Annotated in this window: 15 protein-coding genes and 2 tRNA genes; 15 read left to right on the forward strand and 2 right to left on the reverse strand. The window is 43.1% G+C overall.

The features are described 5' to 3' along the window. The first annotated feature begins 4 nt into the window (after positions 1 to 4). The 9 genes from SOO65_RS01515 to SOO65_RS01555 all read left to right on the forward strand — a co-directional run bounded on the left by SOO65_RS01515 (position 5) and on the right by SOO65_RS01555 (position 10,988). Complete coding sequence (locus SOO65_RS01515; RefSeq protein ID WP_321395846.1) at positions 5 to 541, forward strand: NADH-quinone oxidoreductase subunit J family protein; 537 nt, start codon at positions 5 to 7, stop codon at positions 539 to 541. Positions 542 to 552: 11 nt separating this feature from the next. Next, the gene (gene nuoK / locus SOO65_RS01520) at positions 553 to 858 is read left to right on the forward strand and encodes an NADH-quinone oxidoreductase subunit NuoK (RefSeq protein WP_321395848.1); all 306 of its coding nucleotides are present in this window, start codon (positions 553 to 555) and stop codon (positions 856 to 858) included. Positions 859 to 868: 10 nt separating this feature from the next. Next, the gene (nuoL, locus tag SOO65_RS01525) at positions 869 to 3,067 is read left to right on the forward strand and encodes an NADH-quinone oxidoreductase subunit L (protein WP_321395850.1); all 2,199 of its coding nucleotides are present in this window, start codon (positions 869 to 871) and stop codon (positions 3,065 to 3,067) included. A 29-nt stretch (positions 3,068 to 3,096) separates the two neighbouring features. After that, positions 3,097 to 4,614: a complex I subunit 4 family protein gene (locus tag SOO65_RS01530; protein ID WP_321395852.1), complete on the forward strand. Its 1,518-nt coding sequence runs from the start codon at positions 3,097 to 3,099 to the stop codon at positions 4,612 to 4,614. A gap of 14 nt (positions 4,615 to 4,628) precedes the next feature. Next, positions 4,629 to 6,095, forward strand: a complete 1,467-nt coding sequence (locus tag SOO65_RS01535) for an NADH-quinone oxidoreductase subunit N (RefSeq protein WP_321395854.1) — start codon at positions 4,629 to 4,631, stop codon at positions 6,093 to 6,095. A gap of 72 nt (positions 6,096 to 6,167) precedes the next feature. Then, positions 6,168 to 9,392, forward strand: a complete 3,225-nt coding sequence (locus tag SOO65_RS01540; protein WP_321395857.1) for a tetratricopeptide repeat protein — start codon at positions 6,168 to 6,170, stop codon at positions 9,390 to 9,392. Positions 9,393 to 9,399: 7 nt separating this feature from the next. Further along, positions 9,400 to 10,674, forward strand: coding sequence for a serine--tRNA ligase (gene serS, locus SOO65_RS01545; protein ID WP_321395860.1), 1,275 nt, complete (start codon positions 9,400 to 9,402; stop codon positions 10,672 to 10,674). 47 nt (positions 10,675 to 10,721) lie between these two features. Continuing rightward, positions 10,722 to 10,811, forward strand: a tRNA-Ser gene (locus SOO65_RS01550). Between the two features lie 87 nt (positions 10,812 to 10,898). Continuing rightward, positions 10,899 to 10,988 (forward strand) — tRNA-Ser (locus SOO65_RS01555). A 49-nt stretch (positions 10,989 to 11,037) separates the two neighbouring features. On the opposite strand, the gene SOO65_RS01560 is transcribed toward SOO65_RS01555, so the two are convergent. Then, positions 11,038 to 11,421 (reverse strand): DOPA 4,5-dioxygenase family protein, encoded by a 384-nt coding sequence (locus SOO65_RS01560; protein ID WP_321395864.1) that lies wholly within the window; start codon positions 11,419 to 11,421, stop codon positions 11,038 to 11,040. Between the two features lie 91 nt (positions 11,422 to 11,512). On the opposite strand from SOO65_RS01560, the gene SOO65_RS01565 reads away from it, so the two are divergent. Genes SOO65_RS01565 through SOO65_RS01575 form a run of 3 tightly spaced genes read left to right on the forward strand, consistent with a single transcriptional unit; the run spans position 11,513 to position 15,623 of the window. Beyond that, positions 11,513 to 14,083 (forward strand): hypothetical protein, encoded by a 2,571-nt coding sequence (locus SOO65_RS01565; protein ID WP_321395867.1) that lies wholly within the window; start codon positions 11,513 to 11,515, stop codon positions 14,081 to 14,083. Next, positions 14,083 to 14,565: a type II secretion system protein gene (locus SOO65_RS01570; protein ID WP_321395869.1), complete on the forward strand. Its 483-nt coding sequence runs from the start codon at positions 14,083 to 14,085 to the stop codon at positions 14,563 to 14,565. The genes SOO65_RS01565 and SOO65_RS01570 overlap by 1 nt, the downstream gene beginning before the upstream one ends. Then, positions 14,562 to 15,623 carry a PulJ/GspJ family protein gene (locus SOO65_RS01575; protein WP_321395871.1) on the forward strand — a complete coding sequence of 354 codons (1,062 nt, stop codon included), beginning with the start codon at positions 14,562 to 14,564 and terminating at the stop codon, positions 15,621 to 15,623. The genes SOO65_RS01570 and SOO65_RS01575 overlap by 4 nt, the downstream gene beginning before the upstream one ends. A 39-nt stretch (positions 15,624 to 15,662) precedes the next feature. Here the strand turns inward: SOO65_RS01575 and SOO65_RS01580 are convergent, their stop codons facing one another. After that, positions 15,663 to 16,244, reverse strand: a complete 582-nt coding sequence (locus SOO65_RS01580) for a hypothetical protein (RefSeq protein WP_321395874.1) — start codon at positions 16,242 to 16,244, stop codon at positions 15,663 to 15,665. Positions 16,245 to 16,404: 160 nt separating this feature from the next. On the opposite strand from SOO65_RS01580, the gene SOO65_RS01585 reads away from it, so the two are divergent. The 3 genes from SOO65_RS01585 to SOO65_RS01595 are packed head-to-tail and all read left to right on the forward strand — an operon-like array spanning position 16,405 to position 18,982. Continuing rightward, the gene (locus SOO65_RS01585) at positions 16,405 to 17,643 is read left to right on the forward strand and encodes a hypothetical protein (RefSeq protein ID WP_321395877.1); all 1,239 of its coding nucleotides are present in this window, start codon (positions 16,405 to 16,407) and stop codon (positions 17,641 to 17,643) included. After that, positions 17,627 to 18,280, forward strand: a complete 654-nt coding sequence (locus SOO65_RS01590; RefSeq protein ID WP_321395880.1) for a hypothetical protein — start codon at positions 17,627 to 17,629, stop codon at positions 18,278 to 18,280. The genes SOO65_RS01585 and SOO65_RS01590 overlap by 17 nt, the downstream gene beginning before the upstream one ends. A 12-nt stretch (positions 18,281 to 18,292) precedes the next feature. Then, positions 18,293 to 18,982 carry a penicillin-insensitive murein endopeptidase gene (locus SOO65_RS01595; RefSeq protein ID WP_321395883.1) on the forward strand — a complete coding sequence of 230 codons (690 nt, stop codon included), beginning with the start codon at positions 18,293 to 18,295 and terminating at the stop codon, positions 18,980 to 18,982. The last annotated feature ends 60 nt before the right edge of the window (positions 18,983 to 19,042 follow it).

The raw sequence follows: 19,042 nt of genomic DNA on the forward strand, positions 1-19,042 counted from the left end.
GAGAATGTTTGCTCAATTTTTATTTATCGCCTCTGCTCTATTAACTGTTGGATCCGCAATCGCAGTAGCAGTTACTAAGAACATCATGCACTCGTGTATTTTCCTTCTTGGTTCGCTACTTGGTATTGCTGGTCTTTACGCCACTCTTGGCGCTGACTTCGTGGCCGTGACTCAGATCATGGTTTATGTAGGTGGTGTCGTTATCCTTATGCTTTTCGCTGTGATGTTAACAGGTGGTAAGGATTTCGTTTCTCGCGCTCAGAACCTTCTTGGTCTAGCTCCGGCAATGGGTAACAAGTTTACTTATGCTGTAGGTATCCTGGTTGCGATCGTTTTCGCGGCAACAAACATCAAAATCCTTATGAATCTTCCTTCTGCTCCTGCTGCTGCAGCGGCAAATAGTGAGGCATTTCCTTCAACGGTAAGAGAAATTGGTTTCTTATTAACTAAGAACCACGTTCTTGCATTTGAACTTTCTTCGGTACTTTTATTGGGTGCTCTTGTTGGTGCGGCGATCATCGCTCGTCCTAAGAAGCATTAATCGGGTAATATATGATGAGTTTAGCGTCTTATTTAATTATCTCTCTTGTTCTTTTCATTGTTGGTCTGACAGTGATGATCGCACGTAAAAACATCGTGGCGATTCTTCTGGGAATTGAATTAGTTCTCAATGCGGCCGCTTTGAACTTCGTTGCTTATTCAAAGTATGTGACAAACAACCTTGATGGGCACGTATTCAGTCTATTCATTATCGTTATTGCTGCTGCTGAAGCTGCTGTAGGTCTCGCTATCGTGATCCGTTTCTTCCAAATCAAAGAAACAATCCATATCGACGAAGCTACGCAGTTAAGAAACTAAGGGTTCACTCATGGAATACACAGTTTGGAATATTGCTCCCATTTTTCTAGCGCCGGTTCTCGCGTTTGTTATCAACGCGTTTTTCGGTAGAAAACTTCCTCGTAACGGGGACTGGTTATCAACACTTAGTATTTTTATCTCTTTTATCTTCTCAGCACGCATTTTCGGAGACTTCGTTTTCGGTAAGTTCGCGACTGACTACTTCATCCATAAAACGTTCACATGGTTCGACCTTTCTTACGGTGCCAACATCTGGAAAGTCGACATGGGTATCTTCATCGACAACATGACGGCAATCATGCTTCTTATGGTGTCTGGAGTAGCGTTCCTGATTCACCTTTTCTCAACTTGGTATATGGACCACGATGAGAAGCATGGTCGTTTCTTCACTTTCCTTCCGCTCTTTACTTCAGCGATGCTTGGAATGGTTCTTTCAGACAACCTTTTCTCTCTCTTTATCTTCTGGGAGATCATGGGTTTCTGTTCGTACTCTCTAATCGGTATCTATGTTAAGAAAGAGAAGGCCGGAGACGCTTCACTTAAAGCATTCATGACCACTCGTGTGGGTGACGTATTCCTTCTATTAGGTATCGTTGCAATCTGGATGGCACTTGGTTCAGTAACTTATGTTGATATCTACGCTGCAATTGCTGAAGGTAAGTTTGCTGGTCAATCAGTAATCGGTATCTCGCTAGCAACTTTCGCGGCCCTTTGTATCTTCCTAGGGGCCATGGGTAAATCAGCTCAGTTCCCTCTTCACGTTTGGCTACCAGACGCGATGATGGGTCCGACTCCCGGTTCTGCCCTGATCCACGCTGCTACCATGGTAACAGCTGGTGTTTGGATCTCTCTTCGTATGTATCCTCTAATGGTTCTTGGTGACATCACTTGGTTTATCGCCGTGATTGGTGCCATTACTGCTTTCGGTGCTGCAACGATTGCGATGGTTCAAACTGATATTAAAGCAGTACTGGCTTATTCAACACTTTCTCAGCTTGGTTACATGATGATTGGTGTTGGTGTTGGTTCATATAACGCCGCTTTCATGCACGTTATTACTCACGCCGTTTTCAAAGCGTGTCTCTTCCTTTCTGCTGGTTCGGTGATCCACTCAGTTCACGAACAAGAAATGCCAAAACTTGGCGGCCTTCGTAAGTACCTTCCATACACGCACTTTGCGATGATGTGTTGTACGCTTGCGATTGCTGGTATCCCGTTCTTCTCTGGATTCGTTTCAAAAGACCGTATCCTTGGAGACGCTCTATTCTATGGTTTCATGTCTGGTCAAAACCCACTTCTAGCGATCGTTCCAATCCTTGGTTTCGCAGGTGCAGGTCTGACAGCGTTCTATATGTTCCGTATGATGTTCTTAACTTTCTACGGCGAGAACAAGCAACACCACGATGATCACGGTCATGGCCACGGTCACGGTGATCATGCTCACGGACACGACATTCACCACGAGCACCTTGATGCTCGTCAGAACGTTCCTCTTCTGATCCTTGCGGTGTTCACCCTTGGTTTCTGGTTCGCTGGTAACCTTACTGGTCAGGATGGAATCGCGGTGTTCGGTAAGAAGAATGAATGGTTCAAGATTCTGGTGGAAGCTCCGAAAGTTGAAAAATTCGTAAACAGCCCACGTCAGCCTTGGTCTTCAGTTGATTCTAAGCCGGAAGCTCACCTTGAGCACGCTCACTATCACCACCAGACTGGTTACGCTGGCCCGAATCCGGATGAGCACAAGCTTCACTCAGCTCACGTAATCGGCGCGATCCTTTCAATCATCATTGCTTTCTCTGGTGTATTGATTGCGTTTCTTATGTACATCAAGAAATCGATTAAGCCACTTGCGTCGAAGTTCCCTGGGTTTACAACTACACTTCAAAACAAGTACTACTTCGATAACTTCTATATCGATGTTCTTATCAAGAAAGGTCTTCTGGCCTTCAACCGTGGTCTTGCATGGTTCGACATGGGGATCTATGACCGTTTTGCGGTCGATGGTTGGGCATGGGTAAACAGACAGCTTTACCGTGCATCTAAATGGTTTGATAACGTTGTTGTTGATGCAATCGGTGTTGATGGAACAGGTGTGGCAGTTAATCTTTTCAACCTTGTTCTTCGTATCGTGCAGTCAGGTAAGATCCAGTTCTACTTCATTATGCTAGTAATGGTTCTTGCTTCTTATATTTGGACATTAAAAGTTTAGTTAGTTTTTTTTATAGAGAGAGGTTCGTTGTGAACGGAATTTTGAATTGGGTTTTATGGTTACCAATCATCGGTGCGGTAGCTGTTCTTCTTGCTCCAAAAGCAAAAGAAAACGTTATCAGAATGATCACTTTAGTGACTACGTCTGTGACACTACTATTAACAGTTCTGTTGTATCTTAAATTTGATACTTCAACTGCGGATATGCAGTTTGTGACAAAGATCCCTTGGATCACACAATTCCATATCAATTACCACCTGGGCATTGATGGTATCACCATGCTCATGACGTTCCTGAACGCTCTCCTTTTCTTCATCTGTACACTTTCATCGTGGACGGTTGAGAAGAACGTTAAGGCCTACTTCGCACTACTACTGATGCTTCAATCAACAGTATTTGGTGTGTTCTTCGCCCTAGACTTCTTCCTATTCTACGTTTACTGGGAAGTTATGCTTATCCCAATGTTCTTCCTCATCGGTATTTGGGGTGGTGAGAACAGAGAGTACGCAGCGATCAAGTTCTTCCTTTATACGTTCTTCGGTGGTGTATTCATGCTTATCGGTATGGTTGCACTTTACTACGCGACTGGAAAAGGTCCTGATTCATTCAGCATTCTTGCACTTCAAGGTGGTCACTTCGTTAAAGAAACGATCACACTTTTTGGCTACACTCTTTCTTTCGAGCATGTGTTCTTCTGGTTCTTGTTCCTTGGTTTCGCGATCAAAGTTCCAGTGTTCCCGTTCCACACTTGGTTACCTCACGCTCACGTACAAGCTCCAACTGCGGTTTCAGTAATCCTGGCCGGTGTTCTTCTTAAGATGGGTACTTACGGTTTCCTAAGAATCGCGTTCCCGATCTTCCCTCAAGCTGCTGTTGATTCTTCAACGATCATCGCGGTTTTGGGTCTTATCTCTGTAATCTACGGTGCGTTCTGTGCGATGGCCCAGGACGACGTTAAGAAACTTGTTGCTTACTCTTCTGTATCCCACATGGGTTTCGTAATGCTTGGTCTTGCCGCTATGACTTCTCAAGGTATGAACGGCGCTGTTCTTCAGATGTTCAACCACGGTACTTCAACTGCGATGATGTTCTTACTTATCGGTATCATCTATGAGCGTTCACACCACCGTTGGATCGTGAAGCCAGATGGTTCTAAAGGTTACGGCGGTCTAGCTTCTCAGCTTCCTAAGTACACAACTGTATTTATCATCGGTATGTTCGCTTCTATGGGTCTTCCAGGTCTTTCTGGATTCATCTCTGAAGCACTTATCTTCTTAGGTATCTACCCAAGATTTACAACTATCACTGTAATCGCTGTTATCGGTCTTCTTATCGGTGCTGCTTACCTTCTTTGGATGTTTAAGCGTATGTTCTTCGGTGAGCCGAACCCTGATAACCACGATTTCGATGATATGAATGCTCGCGAAGTGTTCTACATGATCCCACTTTGTATCTGTGTGGTTGTGTTTGGTATCTTCCCAAGCCCACTACTTAACGTAATGAAAGTGTCTGTAGGACAACTTGTTGATCTGTTAAGTAAGTACTAAGAGAGAGGTTTCTTGTGATTGACCAATTATTTGGTTTTCTAGACAACTATATGCCAGAGGTCATCAGCGTAGTGCTGATGATGTCTCTGCTTGTGGCCGAGTCTGCCGTAAAAGATGAACACGCTCCAAGAGTTAAGATTCATTTCTTCACGCAGGCAGTTTTGGCAGTTGTCCTAATTTGTCTATTCGGTAATCTGGGTGCAAAACCAGTTCACATTTTCCACAACGCTGTAACGATCGATCCTTTCTCAACATTGGTTAAGATCATTATGACGATCGGAACTATGGGTGCGATTTTCATCAGTCAGTCTTCGAAAGACATCTATTCAAATTTAAAATCTGAATTCATGGTGATGTCAGTTGGTGTTCTTATCGGTGGTATGCTTCTAGCTTCTGCCAATAACATGCTGACTCTTTATCTAGGTATTGAAATCCTTTCGATCCTTTCTTACGTGATGAGTTCATTCAAACGTGAAGATTCAACTTCTGCGGAAGCCGGTATGAAGTACGCGCTTTACGGCGGTCTTTCAGCGGGTGTTGCTCTTTTCGGTATTTCTCACATGTACGGTGCTCTAGGTTCTATCCAGTTCCTGGAAATGATGGAGAAGATTCCAACTCTTCAAGGCATGCAACTGACTACAGTAATGATGGGTTCAGTTCTTTTCTTTGTTGGTCTTGGTTATAAAATTTCTGCTTTCCCGTTCCACATGTGGACTCCGGATGTTTATCAAGGTTCTCCGATTCCAGTGACTTCATTCTTTGCCATCGTTCCTAAGATGGCGGGACTTGCGGCCCTAATCAGAGTTTCAAACGTGTTCTTTGCTGATGGTTCAGTTCTTTCAGTATCATGGGTCGGTCTCATGATGGTGATTGCGGCCATGACAATGACAGTTGGTAACGTAACAGCAATCGGTCAGAACTCAGTTAAGCGTCTACTTGCTTTCTCTTCTATCGGTCACGTGGGAATGATGATCCTGGGCGTAGTGGTTGCTAACGAAGTTGGTACTCGTGCCATTCTTTTCTACGGTATCACTTACCTTTTCATGACTCTAATCGCTTTCTACATTACATCTCACCTATCAGATATGTACGGTTCAGATGGTTACGATGTATTCCGCGGTTTGATTTACAAGCACCCTCTAATGGCCGTGATCATGGTGGGAGTACTATTCTCATTAGCTGGTCTGCCTCCATTTAGTGGCTTCGTAGCTAAGTTCAACATCTTCAATATCATTATCGAGAAGAAATATTACGGTATTGCTATTGTTGCAGCGATTAACTCAGTTATTGCTCTTTACTACTACCTGAAACTTGCTAAGACTATGATCTTTGGACAAGCTGACGGCGAAGAAAGAGTGCTGGGCTTCACTCCTGCTAACCAAGCTGTTATCGCGTTCCTATTCATCCCGGTTCTATTCCTTGGAATTTTCTGGGAAAAGGTAATGACGATCGCCGGAAACGCTACGATCTACATCAAGTAATTTCTAAAAGGGAGCTTCGGCTCCCTTTTTTGTTTTCCCCCCAAATATTTAAAATCATTTATAATTAATGCTATGACGAAATACCGAATCCGGCTGACTAGTGGTCGGGTGATTGGTCCTTTTGTTAAAGCGCAGCTTTTTGACTTAAAGGCCAAGGGACATATTCGAGGAAATGAAGAGGCCCAAATTTTTCCAACCGGAAATTGGGGACCCATTACCTCTTTTGATTTTTATCCAGAGTTAATGGATGAAAATAAAACCGTGATGCAAACTGAAAGCACGGATGAAAAAACTTTTGTCATCGATCTCACACAACTTCGAAATCAAAAAAACGAAAAAGAATTAGAGCAGTACGATCACGGCACGATTGTTCCAGTGGAAGCGCTGACAGAAACCATTCGTATGTCTTCTGCTGAACAAAAAGTTCAGCTTTCCCAGGTCGAACCAGCTCCTGCTCCTACGCCAGAACCAGAACCGGAAGAACCAAAAGAACCAACTAGAACCGCAGTCACTGCTTCACAAGAAATCCGTCTCAATCCGGAGGAAGGTGAACGCAATGAGAAGACGCAAATCAATATTGTCGCTCAGGCCGAAATTCAGAATATGAGACGCAAGCAGGCCGCTGCAGAAGCACGGGCCAAGGCAGAGGCCGAAGAAGCAGAACGCCTGAAAGCAGAAGAAGATGCGCGACAACTCGCACTCGCTATTCAGCGCCAAGAAGAGGCCGAGAAGGCCAAGGACGACTCGACCCAAATGATCACATTGGATCTCGTGAAGAGTGATCTTTTGGTGGATGCAGAAGTGAATGAAGCTCATATCGAGAAGGAACGTAAAGTCGTTCAAAAGAAAAAGAAAGCACTTGAAGGTGAAGACGAGGAAGAAGAAAAGCCAGAGGACGATGCCGAGGCGTTAAAGAAGAAGAAAAAGAAAAAAATCATCATGATCGTGGCGGGCGCACTCATTGCTTACGCTCTTTTGTTTCCGGGTGATGAAAAACCGAAGAAGCCACCATTTCAGCATTTGGCCCCGCTGATTGAATTCCCCATCCCATTTGATCAGGCAGAACCTAAACGTTCGCAGGCCGAGTTCAACAAAGGGATGGAGCTTTTTAATCGTGGGAATTACGCCAGCCTCATCCAGGCGGGAGTTAACTTCAAATCAAGTTATGAAAATAATCTTGAAAATAAAGACGCCCTCAATTTTCTAGTTAGAACGTATGCTGAGGAATTAAAGCATTCAAAAAATAAACAAGTCGATGCTCAGACCCTCTTTAAGCTCATTCAAGGTAAGCGTCCATATTTAGTTCAAGACCCGAATGGAGTGATTGGCCTTAACCTCTTTTATATGACCATTGATAAGCCCGGAGCGGCGGTAGATGTTGTTCAAAAGTATCTGAAGCTGAATCCTAAAAATGTCACTCAGGATCTTTTCGCGGTTCACCTCCTGAGCTTGATGAAACTAGGGAAAATTGAATTGTCTCGTCAGTTTTATCAGGCACTGATGAAGGCCCCGGAAAAAAATCGTTATGCCTATGAAGCACTTATTCAATATATGCTGCTCAACCAAGAATCAGCATTGGCGCTTGAGTATGCTGATGAAGCGCTGAAGAAGTTTCCACAAGTGCTGACGTTTTATTTCCTGAAGGCCGAGCTTCTCCTCAAAGAAAAACGTTACAAGGAAATGGTTCCACTCCTGCAAGTTACTGAAGAGAAGGGATTGGATTATAACGATATTAACCGTGCCAAGTTTTTAGAGTTGACCGGTCTCTTACTTGCGGCCCAAGGTAATGTAAAACAGGCCACGATCTTTTTAACGAAATCACTTCAGGTCAAAGATTCCGATGAGCTTCGAGTAAAGCTGGCCGATCTTACAACTGGAGATGGAACTCCGGCAGATACAGATAAACTCATTAATCAAAGTAAGGCGGTTAAACTTTTAATTGAGGCCCGTGATTTCTACGATAAGCGAAACTATGAGCTTGCCATGAGTACAGCGGCAAGAGCAGTAGACGCGTATCCTGGATATATTCCCGCCGAGCTCTTCTTATCAAAAGTTCAATTAAGACTCGGGCTTGCTCGCGAGGGGCTTAAAACAATTGAGGCCCTGGTTCAGAAGTACCCAGAAGATCGGGCGATTAATATTGCTTTAGTTGAGGCCTATACCAATACCTATAAATTTAATGATGCCCGAAATCGCATGACGATTCTTGCCAGCACCCCTCTGAAAGAGAGCTGGGAGTTTGCTTCTTTGAATGCTCGCTTGTTCTTAAAAATGGGCGACTCACTTCAGGCGATGTCTTGGTTAAAGACCTCGGTTGGTAATAATCCACTAAACGATGCCGATATCTTTTCGCTATCGGAAATTCTTTTGAAGCGTGCGAACTTTGATAACGCCCGAATGCTTTTAAATAATGCCATCGAACTTGATCCGATTAACCCGGATTATCGTATTGCTTACGCAAAACTTATCTATGAAACCCAAGATGACCAGGCGGCGATTGGTTACCTTCTAAGCTTACTGGATGAATTTGGTGAGAACGCAAAGATCCTTTCTGAAATTGCGATCTTCTATTACCGCGTTGGTAAAGTGAAAGACTTCCAGGATTACAAAAAGAAAATCGAAGCGCTTCCTTATAAAGATAAGGCACTTTATGAATTCATGATTAAAGCGGCCATGATGGATGAGCGCTATCTGGAAGTGCCTGGACTGGTTGAGCAGCTACTGGCGATAGAACCGGGTGATCTGGACGCCATGATGACTGCCGGTCGCGTGTTGTATGAAGAAGGGAAATTAGTTGAGGCGGCAAAGTGGTTTAAGCGAGTTCAGGAAAAACTAAACTCTTATCCGAAGGTCCTCTACTACATTGCTAAAATCAAGTTCTTAAGTAAGGACTATGATGGTGCGATGGAAGAAATTAAAAAAGACATTAAAGACAATGGTGAGAATGATTTGAGCCTGGTATTCATGGCTGAAATTCAGGCCGAAAAAGGCGAATTCATCGAATCAGAAAACTTATATAAGCGAGCGCAAAAACTTAATCCTCGCTCTTATGAGGCACTCGTTGGTCTCGCCGACCTCAGCACTAAGCGAAATAATTTTGATCTCGCACTGGACTTATACAAGCGCGCAATGAAACAGAAAACGGATGAGCCTATCATTCACAAAAAGATCGGCGACGTCTATCGACTGTTGGGACAAGGGACTCTGGCCATTGAATCCTATAAATTGTATCTTGATATGGAGCCAGAGGCTCGCGAGAAGGCCAATATCGAAGCTTACATCCAACTCATGCAATAGGTGATCCATGTTAGACATTAAGAAGATTGAAAGTGATTTTGAAACCGTTAAGAAGAGTCTTGCCAACAGAAACTTTGATACATCTGTGTTGGATCAGATCGTGTCCCTTAACAAGCAAAGAAAAACTTTAACGACTGCTTCTGAAACAAAGAAAGCAGAAATTAATAAGCTCTCTCGTGAAATCGGCGAACTTAAAAAGAACAAGCAAGATGCTGCCGCTCCAATGGCACAAGTTGCTGCTCTTAAGGCCGACATGGAAAAAGAAGCGACTGAACTAGATGAAGTTCAGGCAAAACAAAATGCGCTTCTTTTAAATATCCCTAACCTTCCGGACGCTTCAGTTCCAGTTGGTAAAGATGAAGAAGAAAACGTTGAAGTAAAACGTTGGGGAACTCCTCGTACATTTGATTTCGCTCCGGTTGATCACGCCGTACTAGGTGAGCAACTTGGAATATTAGATTTCGAAACTGCCGGTAAAATCACTGGTGCTCGTTTCGTTATTTATAAAGGTGCGGCCGCTCGTCTTGAGCGCGCGCTTATTAACTTCATGCTCGATCACCAAGGTTCAAAGGGCTTCACTGAGATGATGACTCCGTTCATCGCTCACGAGCGCTCACTCGTTGGTACTGGTAACCTTCCTAAGTTTGAAGACCAGTTGTTCAAACTAAACTCTGAGCAACCTTGGTATCTGATCCCAACTTCGGAAGTAACTCTTACGAACATCAAACGCGAATCAATCATTGAAGAAAATGAATTCCCGTTCCTATACGCTGCTTATTCTCCGTGCTTCCGTTCTGAAGCTGGTTCTCACGGTAAAGATGTAAAAGGTCTGATCCGTATGCACCAATTCAATAAGGTTGAGATGGTTTCAATCTGTTCACCTGCTCAGTCTGAGGAAGTTCATCAGAAGATGGTGGCAAGTGCGACTGAGATCCTGGAAAAACTGGGTCTACCTTACCGTCAGATCGCGCTTTGTACTGGGGACATGGGTTTCGCGTCGCAAAAGACTTTTGACTTAGAAGTATGGGTTCCGAGCCAGAATAAGTACCGTGAGATCTCTTCGATCTCTAATTGTGGTGAATTCCAGGCCAGACGTGCCAGCATTCGCTTCCGTAATAAGGAAGGGAAGATCGAATTTGCTCATACTTTGAACGGTTCTGGGCTTGCTGTAGGCCGTACAGTGGTGGCAATCCTTGAAAACTACCAGCAGAAGGACGGCTCAGTGCAAATTCCGGAAGCTTTAGTGCCTTATATGGGTGGATTGAAAGAAATTCGTAAATAGATAATTGCCTTTTTTTTTCCGAGCCTTTATATTAGATGACTCAAGACGGAGGACTGGCCGAGTGGTTTAAGGCAACAGTTTTGAAAACTGTCGTGGGTTAACGCCTACCTGGGGTTCGAATCCCTAGTCCTCCGCCACTTTTTGTTGATGAAGCTTTTCAGCTTCAATCACACAAAAAGAGTTTCATTGAAATTCATGTATCGTGTTCTATTAAGCCAATTAGCGGAGACGTGGGTGAGTGGCTTAAACCACACCCTTGCTAAGGGTGCGAAGGGTAATTCCTTCCATGAGTTCAAATCTCATCGTCTCCGCCACTTTCAAAAATTTTTCAAAAGAATAAGCCCGGTGAAAACCGGGCTTTTTTTATGTCTTCAATCGATCGTAGTGAAGAGGAACAACAGCACCCAGCCAGATCGCGGCCTGAGTGTGATCAAGATAATCATCACCTGTTAATTCATGAATAAGGACGTTGAGGTTTTTCCTCTCGTACATTAACCACAAGGTGACTTCCGAAAATAATCGCTTAGGGAAATTGATCTCAAGCATAGGGTGAGTATGGGGACCAATCGCTTCTCCAATAACATCTCCGACAAAGACTTCTTCATCACGAAAGCGTTCGATCGCCTTGGCCCTTAATTCCACCGCAAGGTTGAGATCTTTTAACTCGAAGTAAATGTGAGCATCGAACTGGCGAGGAAAGTTTGCAGGAAGTTGTTTGCTGTTAACTATATAAGGAGGGATGTTCATCTAACATCTATAACATAGACTGCTTCTCTCTGGTAATGGAGCAATGGCATTGTTTTATTTTTTATGATTGATGCTAGAATATTGAGAATAAATGAAACGTTTATTCCTTCGCAACCAGATTGGTAGCTCACTCATTTTCGTCTTCGCCGCTCTTGGCATTCTTGCCTCGATTTCCATTTATGTTTTGAAGGTTAATAAACAGATGTCGGAACAAACATCTGCTTTATGGCAAAGAACCATTGCTGATGAAACTGCACAATCTGCATTTGTGATTATGGAATCTGCGATGGCAAGACGTTTATGGTCTCCCCCGCCTGATAATAATTGCATGATTGATGAAGAGTTTTCAGTCACAGGGACGCTTGATAATGGCGCCACTTATGAAGTGAACGCAAAGTACATCATTGATTCAAAAACTCTTGAGATGGTGGCGACCGGTAAATACAAGGACTACGAGTCAAAGTATCTGAAGAACTTAAAAATTTACGATGTAACTGATTATCTGGTTTTAAGTAAGGCCGCCAAGACCACTACGATTGCGGCCCCTCAATACAGTGCCACTTTACCAGCGAGTATGATTGCTCGTGATCGAAAAGTTTATTTCGAGGGGGGCGTTGCTTTCCAGTCGATTACCGATCGAGCAGGCTCATTTGATTGGGACAAAAACGCGACGGTCCCGATGCGAAATCCTGGTGAGATTAATATCATTCTTCAGGCCGAGCGAATGATTTTTAAAGGCGGGATAATGTATTCCCCGCTCCTATCGCCTAGGCCTGCTCCAGACAATTATCCAAATTTTTATAACGATTTTAAAGATCTTACCTATGATGCTTTCGGACCCAATCCAGGGCCATTATATTACTGGCAATGGGGTGGCGGTGGCTCATTCATGACTGGCGATTATACGCTCGCCAATCAAGTAAACGCCAGTATGCGCTCAGGAACTGCAGTGAGTATGAGTCTGATTCGTAAACACTTTTATCCAATCGCATTTACCACCGGGTCACTTCCACTCAACGCCACTTATGCTTCTGATAATGGAACCTATTTTAATGACCCTAACCGTTGGATTATTGCTTACTATTCCTATGGCCCGAATGGTGTTTCGACTTATGGTCACCGTGCGAATTTTAGCTGTTATACCTTAGCGCAAGGTGCGGACACGAGATATTGTTCTGCCAGTAATCTTTTCCCGAGAGGCTTTGAGGCCTGGCGTTTGAGTGCGGATTTGAAGGGTGTTCTCTTTACTGATGACTTTGAAGAACTTCAGACTCAAACGATCACGTGGGACAACATGGAGGCAATGAAAGACGATGCAAAATCTTGCGGAATTTATGTAAGTCCTACTTCAGGTAAGGCCTCAAGCAGTTATGAAGATTGCGACATGAGCGATTATAACTTTGTGACGAAATATATTTACGGTAATGGAACTTGTAATCGCATTTACCGTTTAGATAGTGAAAGCATTCAAAGCAAACTCGCTAACTTCTCATCAGGGGCCTATTCTGGAACAGCTCCTAAAACTTTAAGAAGAGTTATTTATTCGGAAGTGCCGCTTGAGATCGTGCAAAATCAAGCCGCCGGTCTCGCCACCAATATGAGTGCTGATGTGAGAAAAAATCTCCCACTTTGGGTGGTAAATGAAGATGTGAATATCATTAGGCCACATCAGCCGGATACCACCAGTCCCATTGATGAGAGGCCCCTGGAATTTCGTCAGCTATATTTTAATGGTTCAAGCTCTGGTGCCATGACGTCTTTAAAGCTCGTTTATATCAGTCCAGAGAAGACCATTATTAATTCGCCTTTTCATGTGCCTTTGACACCGGGTGAACTCTCACTCGACTTTCCTGTTGTCGGTGGAAAAATTAGACCAAACTACAGTTCGACCACAGATTGGAAGCACCAGGAAGAAGACGGATTTAAGTATGGTGTACGTATTGTAAATATCAAAAACACCTCATTGATCGATAACACCACCCATTTTAATTACAACGAAGGTTTCAGTTTCCGGGGCCTTTGGAGTGTGGTGAATTCATCTGCCATCCAGGTTCTCAGAAATGGCTGTATGATGAGTCCTTCAGAGAGTGAACCAATTTCAGGAAAGAGACAGGAACCTGCTTACATTAAAGTTACCGGAAGAGAGCCGACACTACCCCCAGGACATCCTGCTCTGGGAAGAACAGTACCGCCTCTTTCCAGTCGTTTTTACGATAAGACTGCAGGAATCAAAATGCCTTTGTATTATCGTCCTTATGTGTTTCAACTTCAAAACAACATTGATGTATATGGCTCAGTCATCAATTTTGAAGGAACACGATTGGGAGTTTATTTTTCGGATGACACCAGCTCGGGAAAAAGAAATCTCAACGTCCCTAAATACAACCGCGTAGACATGTACGCGACAAACCTGATTGATCTATCGAAGCGCTCCTACGTTTGGGACAGTGGTGATTGGTATAACGAAGTGGGAACGGCGACTAGTCCGATTCCTTGTTCAGTTTCTCCTGTCACACGTGGAACCACGGATAGTATTCACCAAATGCATATTCCATTAAATTTATCGGTATTCACTTTTATGCATGTTTCACCGGCAGAAGAATTTAATTCAATCGGTTCCATCATGTCTCTTCCTCTACCAATGATTAAGATGAGAAAATAATGAGAAAGTTTTTAAATCAATCTGGAGTAAACATGGTTGAGTCGATGGTGGCATTTGGCCTCATCGGTATTGTGGCCTATATCTATATGTCTCAGTCTCAGACCATGAACCAATCTGCCAGTCAGCAAAAGCAAGGTGACTTCGTAGAAGATATGGTGATGAAAAATGTTTCTCGCCTGAAATCTGCTAAAAGTGAAACCTTCCCTTCTTATGGCCAGAATCTTCTGAGAGAATATCAATCTAACGGTGAACTTCTTCAAGAAACGTCAGTTGGAAGCTGTGATAATCTCAACATCCGCGCCGGTAACGTTGGAGTTTGCATTAAGTTTCGCAGTGTCGCCGATAGCGAGGCCGAGTTTTCCAACTCAGATGTAATGAAACTACCTAAGCTCGGGCAAAAACTTTATAAACTCGACATCACTGGTGAATCAACTGTGGCCGGAAGAAGGGTCTTCAGAAAACTGGTTATTTTTAAACGATGAAAAATAATAAAGGCTTCACCTTAGTTGAGATGATGATTGCTGCCGGACTTATGGCGGGCGTGGGTCTTATTATCAACGAATTCATTCTGAAATCCAGAAAGCAGTATTCAGATTTCGAAGGCAAGATGTTGGTTACCACTGACGTGAATCAGGCCTTTCATAATATCTCAATTGATTTGGCAAACCTATCACGCTTAACTGATCAAGGAACTGAAGTAGAGTCTTTTAAAGGCACAGATAAGGCCTACCTTGGTGTTTATGGACTTGCTGCTGCCGATGCGGCCAAGTATCCCAATTGTGCTTATGAAGATGTAGTGGGACGCAAAGGCTTTTCGATTATTCGCTACACTACGATCAATCAATTGCGACCGGCCAAGATGATGAAGTTTTGGAGAGAGAACATTTCTCCTCTCCAACCAATCTTTTTAGATCGCAGTGAAACCCTTAGTAACCAGATCTTTAATGAGACGATTAATGGTGGAGATCCGCAGACCAAAGAGATTGTTATTTTAGATGGTGACGGGTTCACTTCTTCAAGATTGATAGTGACGAAGGCCGAGTACGAAGAGACTTCTACTGATCCTTATGACAATGTTGATAAGAGTCCTACTCGTTTTAAGTACTATAAACTGACGGTTAAAAAACCGGGTACCTTTTACGATGCTACTTCACAAGCTCCCCTGGCACATCAATTTATTACCGGTTCCTATGTCGTTGCAGTTGCCACAAAACTTATCTGTGTTTCACAGGATAAAACTCAGCTCCTTTTAATTGATGAGCTGGCCGGAACTGCCCGTGTTTTGCTAAACGTAAAAGCCGAGAAATCAACCATCGCCAGTTTCAGAATTAACTATCTGTCTTCAAGTAATCTTGAGGCCAGTCCCTTAGGTGTATCAACTTTCCCTGTAGTGGAAGGTCCCAACCCTGTTCTCCCTCGACGTTGTATTGATCAATTACTTCTTTCAATGGATGTTCAAAGAGGACAGAAGGTCATGAGTTATGCTCAGAACGTTTTCATTGCAAACTACAATTCTAAGCGGCCCAGTAGCTGTAAGTAGAAATGAAAAGGCCCGATTAATCGGGCCCTAACATTAAGCTTATGGTTTTTTGCATGCCTCTTTAGGCATGTAGATATGACGTTCACCTGGTACTACTTCAGAAGAGTAATACACATCTACTTGAACAATTCCTTCTTTTTCAATTTCTAGTTCTTTATTGCATTTTAGACCGCCTGGCGCCTTGGGATCTACAGAGATATCAGTGCAAGTGTAGAAAGCATATTCGATGTCGTTAATACCTTGCTTTACGCGCATATTGAATAACGTTGGAGCGTAATCAATTGTGAAATTTCCATCTACTTTAAGAAAGCCCTTTTTCTTTTCTTTGGTCGTGCGGTTATAGACCGAGTAGTTCCAGGCATTCTTTCTAAATTCGTAGTTAATGGTTAATTTTTTACTCAGACCATTAAGAGTTTCAAGTTTGCGTGAAGTAATGTTTTGATCACAGTCATAGCGTGAGGTCATTTGTTCTTTACGGTGAAAATTCACAGTTTCACGCTGAGTGACTTCAAGCTGTTTTTCCTCTAACTGACTGCCACTAGTGGTGTTTTTAGATGAAGAAGATTTTTTCCCGCAACCAACAACGCCTAAAATAAGTAATAACGACATGAGTTTTAACATATGTACCTCTTAGTTAAATTGGAATGAGATTAGGCCTGAAATTCAAAAAATGGAGACTTAGAGCTGATAATTTCAGGGTAATGTCTAATTTTTTGACACCCCTACTTTTCATTATTTCAGGGTCATCACCTCTAAAAATTTGGAAGACTACAATGGCCATATGAAAAAACTAATCTTTGCCTTCGCCACCATTATGTCCCTTTCTGCCTCTGCTGATGTCTGGGTCGATAGAGAAACCTGGGACGCCGAGTGGGAGACTAAGTTCTCCGAATGGGTGAAGACCCAAAATGTAAATAAGGACATGTTTGTCTCAGCAACTTCCAAATATAAAGGAGTGGTCGCTGATTGTGCCGACGTTTCATATAATTTCCGAGTGATTTTTGCTTTTGAAAATGGTCTTGCGTTCTCTGCTAAAAACCCAATGGCCACTTCTACGAGCAAAATGAAACATTTCACCAATCGCATGACTATGTTTGATAACATCCAGGACCCTCATAAGCGTCTGGTTGCCTTCATGAATTATCTTGGAAAGAGTTTAGGGACTGAGACCCTGGCCGCATCGGATTCGTATCCAATGAAGCTGAGTGAAATCAAAGCGGGTGACGTTTATCTGTATAAAACAAAAATGGCAGATAAGTTCGTGCGCCATACTTACAACTTTAAGAACATCGATCGCCGTGGAAACTTTGAAGTGATTTATTCCACTCAGGCCATTCGTGATTCGGGCGCGCCGATGAATCAAAAAGTTAAGGCCATGTATAACCCACCGGTCGCTTATAAGTGGGGCTTCCGTCGCTATGATTATGGTGTATCTGCGAAACCGGGCAAGACCACACAGTCACAAGCATATAGTGATGAGCAGTTTCTATTGGCCCAGCAAATGGACAGTAATAAATTCTTCAATCACGTGAAGTCACTTTTAAGACAGGAAATTGAGAGTCCAGAGGACCTGATTAAGAATCAATTGAAAGAACTTTGTAGTCAGGTGAAAGAACGAATTGAAATCGTAAACCGCGCCGTCACTTATAAATCATCAATCGCTAATAAGTGTATGGAGTACGCAGATTTTGATACTCACTCTACTCCATCACGTGATGGTCGCTTAAAAGAAATCATCACAAATCTTGATGCAGACTTCAAAGACATTAATAAAAAAGACCTAACGCTTGAAACATCTGATCTGGTGGAGGCGATCTATAACAGCACTCCTACTCAGTATCAATTAGAGAAACTTCTTACTTTTTGTCCGATTTCTTATAAACCGGGCACAACTGTTTCTCTAAGAGAAATTCGTATCCGCTCGAGTAAGGGTCTTCTATCTTCTCATCCGAATGATTCATTAGAAAATCGTTGGGGCGAAAAGAGCAACGGGAAAACTAAGTGTGAAGCATTCTACTAAAATCATCATTGGAGTTGCTTCGCTGGTATTGCTTTATGCTCTGGTGAAGCAAATTCCCAATACACTCACAATAGAAAACGTCCCCGTTTTAGTTACGGACTCAACGCCCAAGAAAGATTCTGCTTTACCGAATGTGAAAGCAGACGAAAAGGTTTCTCCCCTATCAAAAAGTTATACTTGTGTGAACGATGGACTGGCGGCCGTATCGCAATTAACGAATGAACAATTCAAGGGGTGGATCAAAGGAAAGGCCCATCTAAGAGAGTGGAATTGGGACAATTATCACATCGTTTCTCCCAATGGCGAGAAGCTAGTTATTCACGTGGTAAAAGACCAGGACCAAAATGGAAATGAAATCTTTGTCTTAAAAACTTTTAAGGACACTGATGAAGGCCCGGTGTTGTTGGGAGAAATGAGATTTTATCAGAGGGAAAAATTAGACGCAGCACTAGAGAAAAAACTAGAGAATGCGAACGTTGAAATCCTCCAAACTATTGATTCATTTCAGTTTGATGACGGGTCAGAAATAAAACGCACAGTCGAGAACGGCGAGATCCAAGATTTGCGAATTGCGAGTGAAAAAGGAGTTCTTGACTGTCAAAAATCTGAAGGGATACCATCGTGCGAATGTAAGTAGCAGAGGATGGTTATGTTTAAAGTTTTCATTTGTTTGTGTTTTATTTCTACTGCTTTTGCTCAAAGACTCCCATCTCCTCAGGGTTTCTACAGTAAAGGTACAATTCTATTTGCTCAGCAGCTTCCACTTGAAGGCGAAGGCTTTATGCGTTTGTTCGTTCACCGCGATCGTGGATTTGGAAGCCTTGAAATGCTCAATCTAATCAAACGTGCGGCACTGGAAATGAATCTTCGTTATCCAATGCGCGATCGTATGCAGTTGGGTGATATTGCTCAAATGAAGGGTGGTCAGATCTCTCGTCACAATTCACACCAAAATGGCCTTGATGCCGACATCGCTTATTTCCGTGTAAATGGTATGGAACAACTTCCGGACGTCTTTGACGGCTTTAATGAAGACATGGTGATCAACGGCAAAATCTCAGAAAACTTTGACTTTGAAAGAAACTGGGAACTCATGAAGACCCTTCATCGTTACGGTAAAGTTCAACGTATCTTCGTGGATGAAGTTGTTAAGCGTGAAGTTTGCCATCATGCCATCAGTATTGGTGAACACGATGAACACGTTGAGGTTCTAAGAAGCCTTCGTCCATTTGATAATCATAAGCACCATATGCACGTTCGTATTCGCTGCCCGGACACTGCTAAGAAGTGTGTTGCCCAAGAAGAAACTCCGGCCGGCAGTGGCTGCGAGCTTCTATAACTGACTTTAGTACTTGGAATTGAAGCATCCTTCCCATCTACTCTTTCTTTTGGCATGAGT

The organism is Peredibacter starrii, assembly GCF_034259205.1.
In the GTDB taxonomy this organism is placed as follows: Bacteria; Bdellovibrionota; Bacteriovoracia; order Bacteriovoracales; family Bacteriovoracaceae; genus Peredibacter; species Peredibacter starrii.

Excerpts from the sequence above, each read along its gene's own strand:
- SOO65_RS01585 (WP_321395877.1), top strand. The coding sequence starts at position 16,405 with ATGAAAAAACTAATCTTTGCCTTCGCCACCATTATGTCCCTTTCTGCC.
- serS (WP_321395860.1), top strand. The coding sequence starts at position 9,400 with ATGTTAGACATTAAGAAGATTGAAAGTGATTTTGAAACCGTTAAGAAG.
- SOO65_RS01575 (WP_321395871.1), top strand. The coding sequence starts at position 14,562 with ATGAAAAATAATAAAGGCTTCACCTTAGTTGAGATGATGATTGCTGCC.
- SOO65_RS01560 (WP_321395864.1), bottom strand. The coding sequence starts at position 11,421 with ATGAACATCCCTCCTTATATAGTTAACAGCAAACAACTTCCTGCAAAC.
- SOO65_RS01570 (WP_321395869.1), top strand. The coding sequence starts at position 14,083 with ATGAGAAAGTTTTTAAATCAATCTGGAGTAAACATGGTTGAGTCGATG.
- SOO65_RS01565 (WP_321395867.1), top strand. The coding sequence starts at position 11,513 with ATGAAACGTTTATTCCTTCGCAACCAGATTGGTAGCTCACTCATTTTC.
- nuoK (WP_321395848.1), top strand. The coding sequence starts at position 553 with ATGATGAGTTTAGCGTCTTATTTAATTATCTCTCTTGTTCTTTTCATT.
- SOO65_RS01515 (WP_321395846.1), top strand. The coding sequence starts at position 5 with ATGTTTGCTCAATTTTTATTTATCGCCTCTGCTCTATTAACTGTTGGA.
- SOO65_RS01595 (WP_321395883.1), top strand. The coding sequence starts at position 18,293 with ATGTTTAAAGTTTTCATTTGTTTGTGTTTTATTTCTACTGCTTTTGCT.
- nuoL (WP_321395850.1), top strand. The coding sequence starts at position 869 with ATGGAATACACAGTTTGGAATATTGCTCCCATTTTTCTAGCGCCGGTT.
- SOO65_RS01580 (WP_321395874.1), bottom strand. The coding sequence starts at position 16,244 with ATGTTAAAACTCATGTCGTTATTACTTATTTTAGGCGTTGTTGGTTGC.
- SOO65_RS01540 (WP_321395857.1), top strand. The coding sequence starts at position 6,168 with ATGACGAAATACCGAATCCGGCTGACTAGTGGTCGGGTGATTGGTCCT.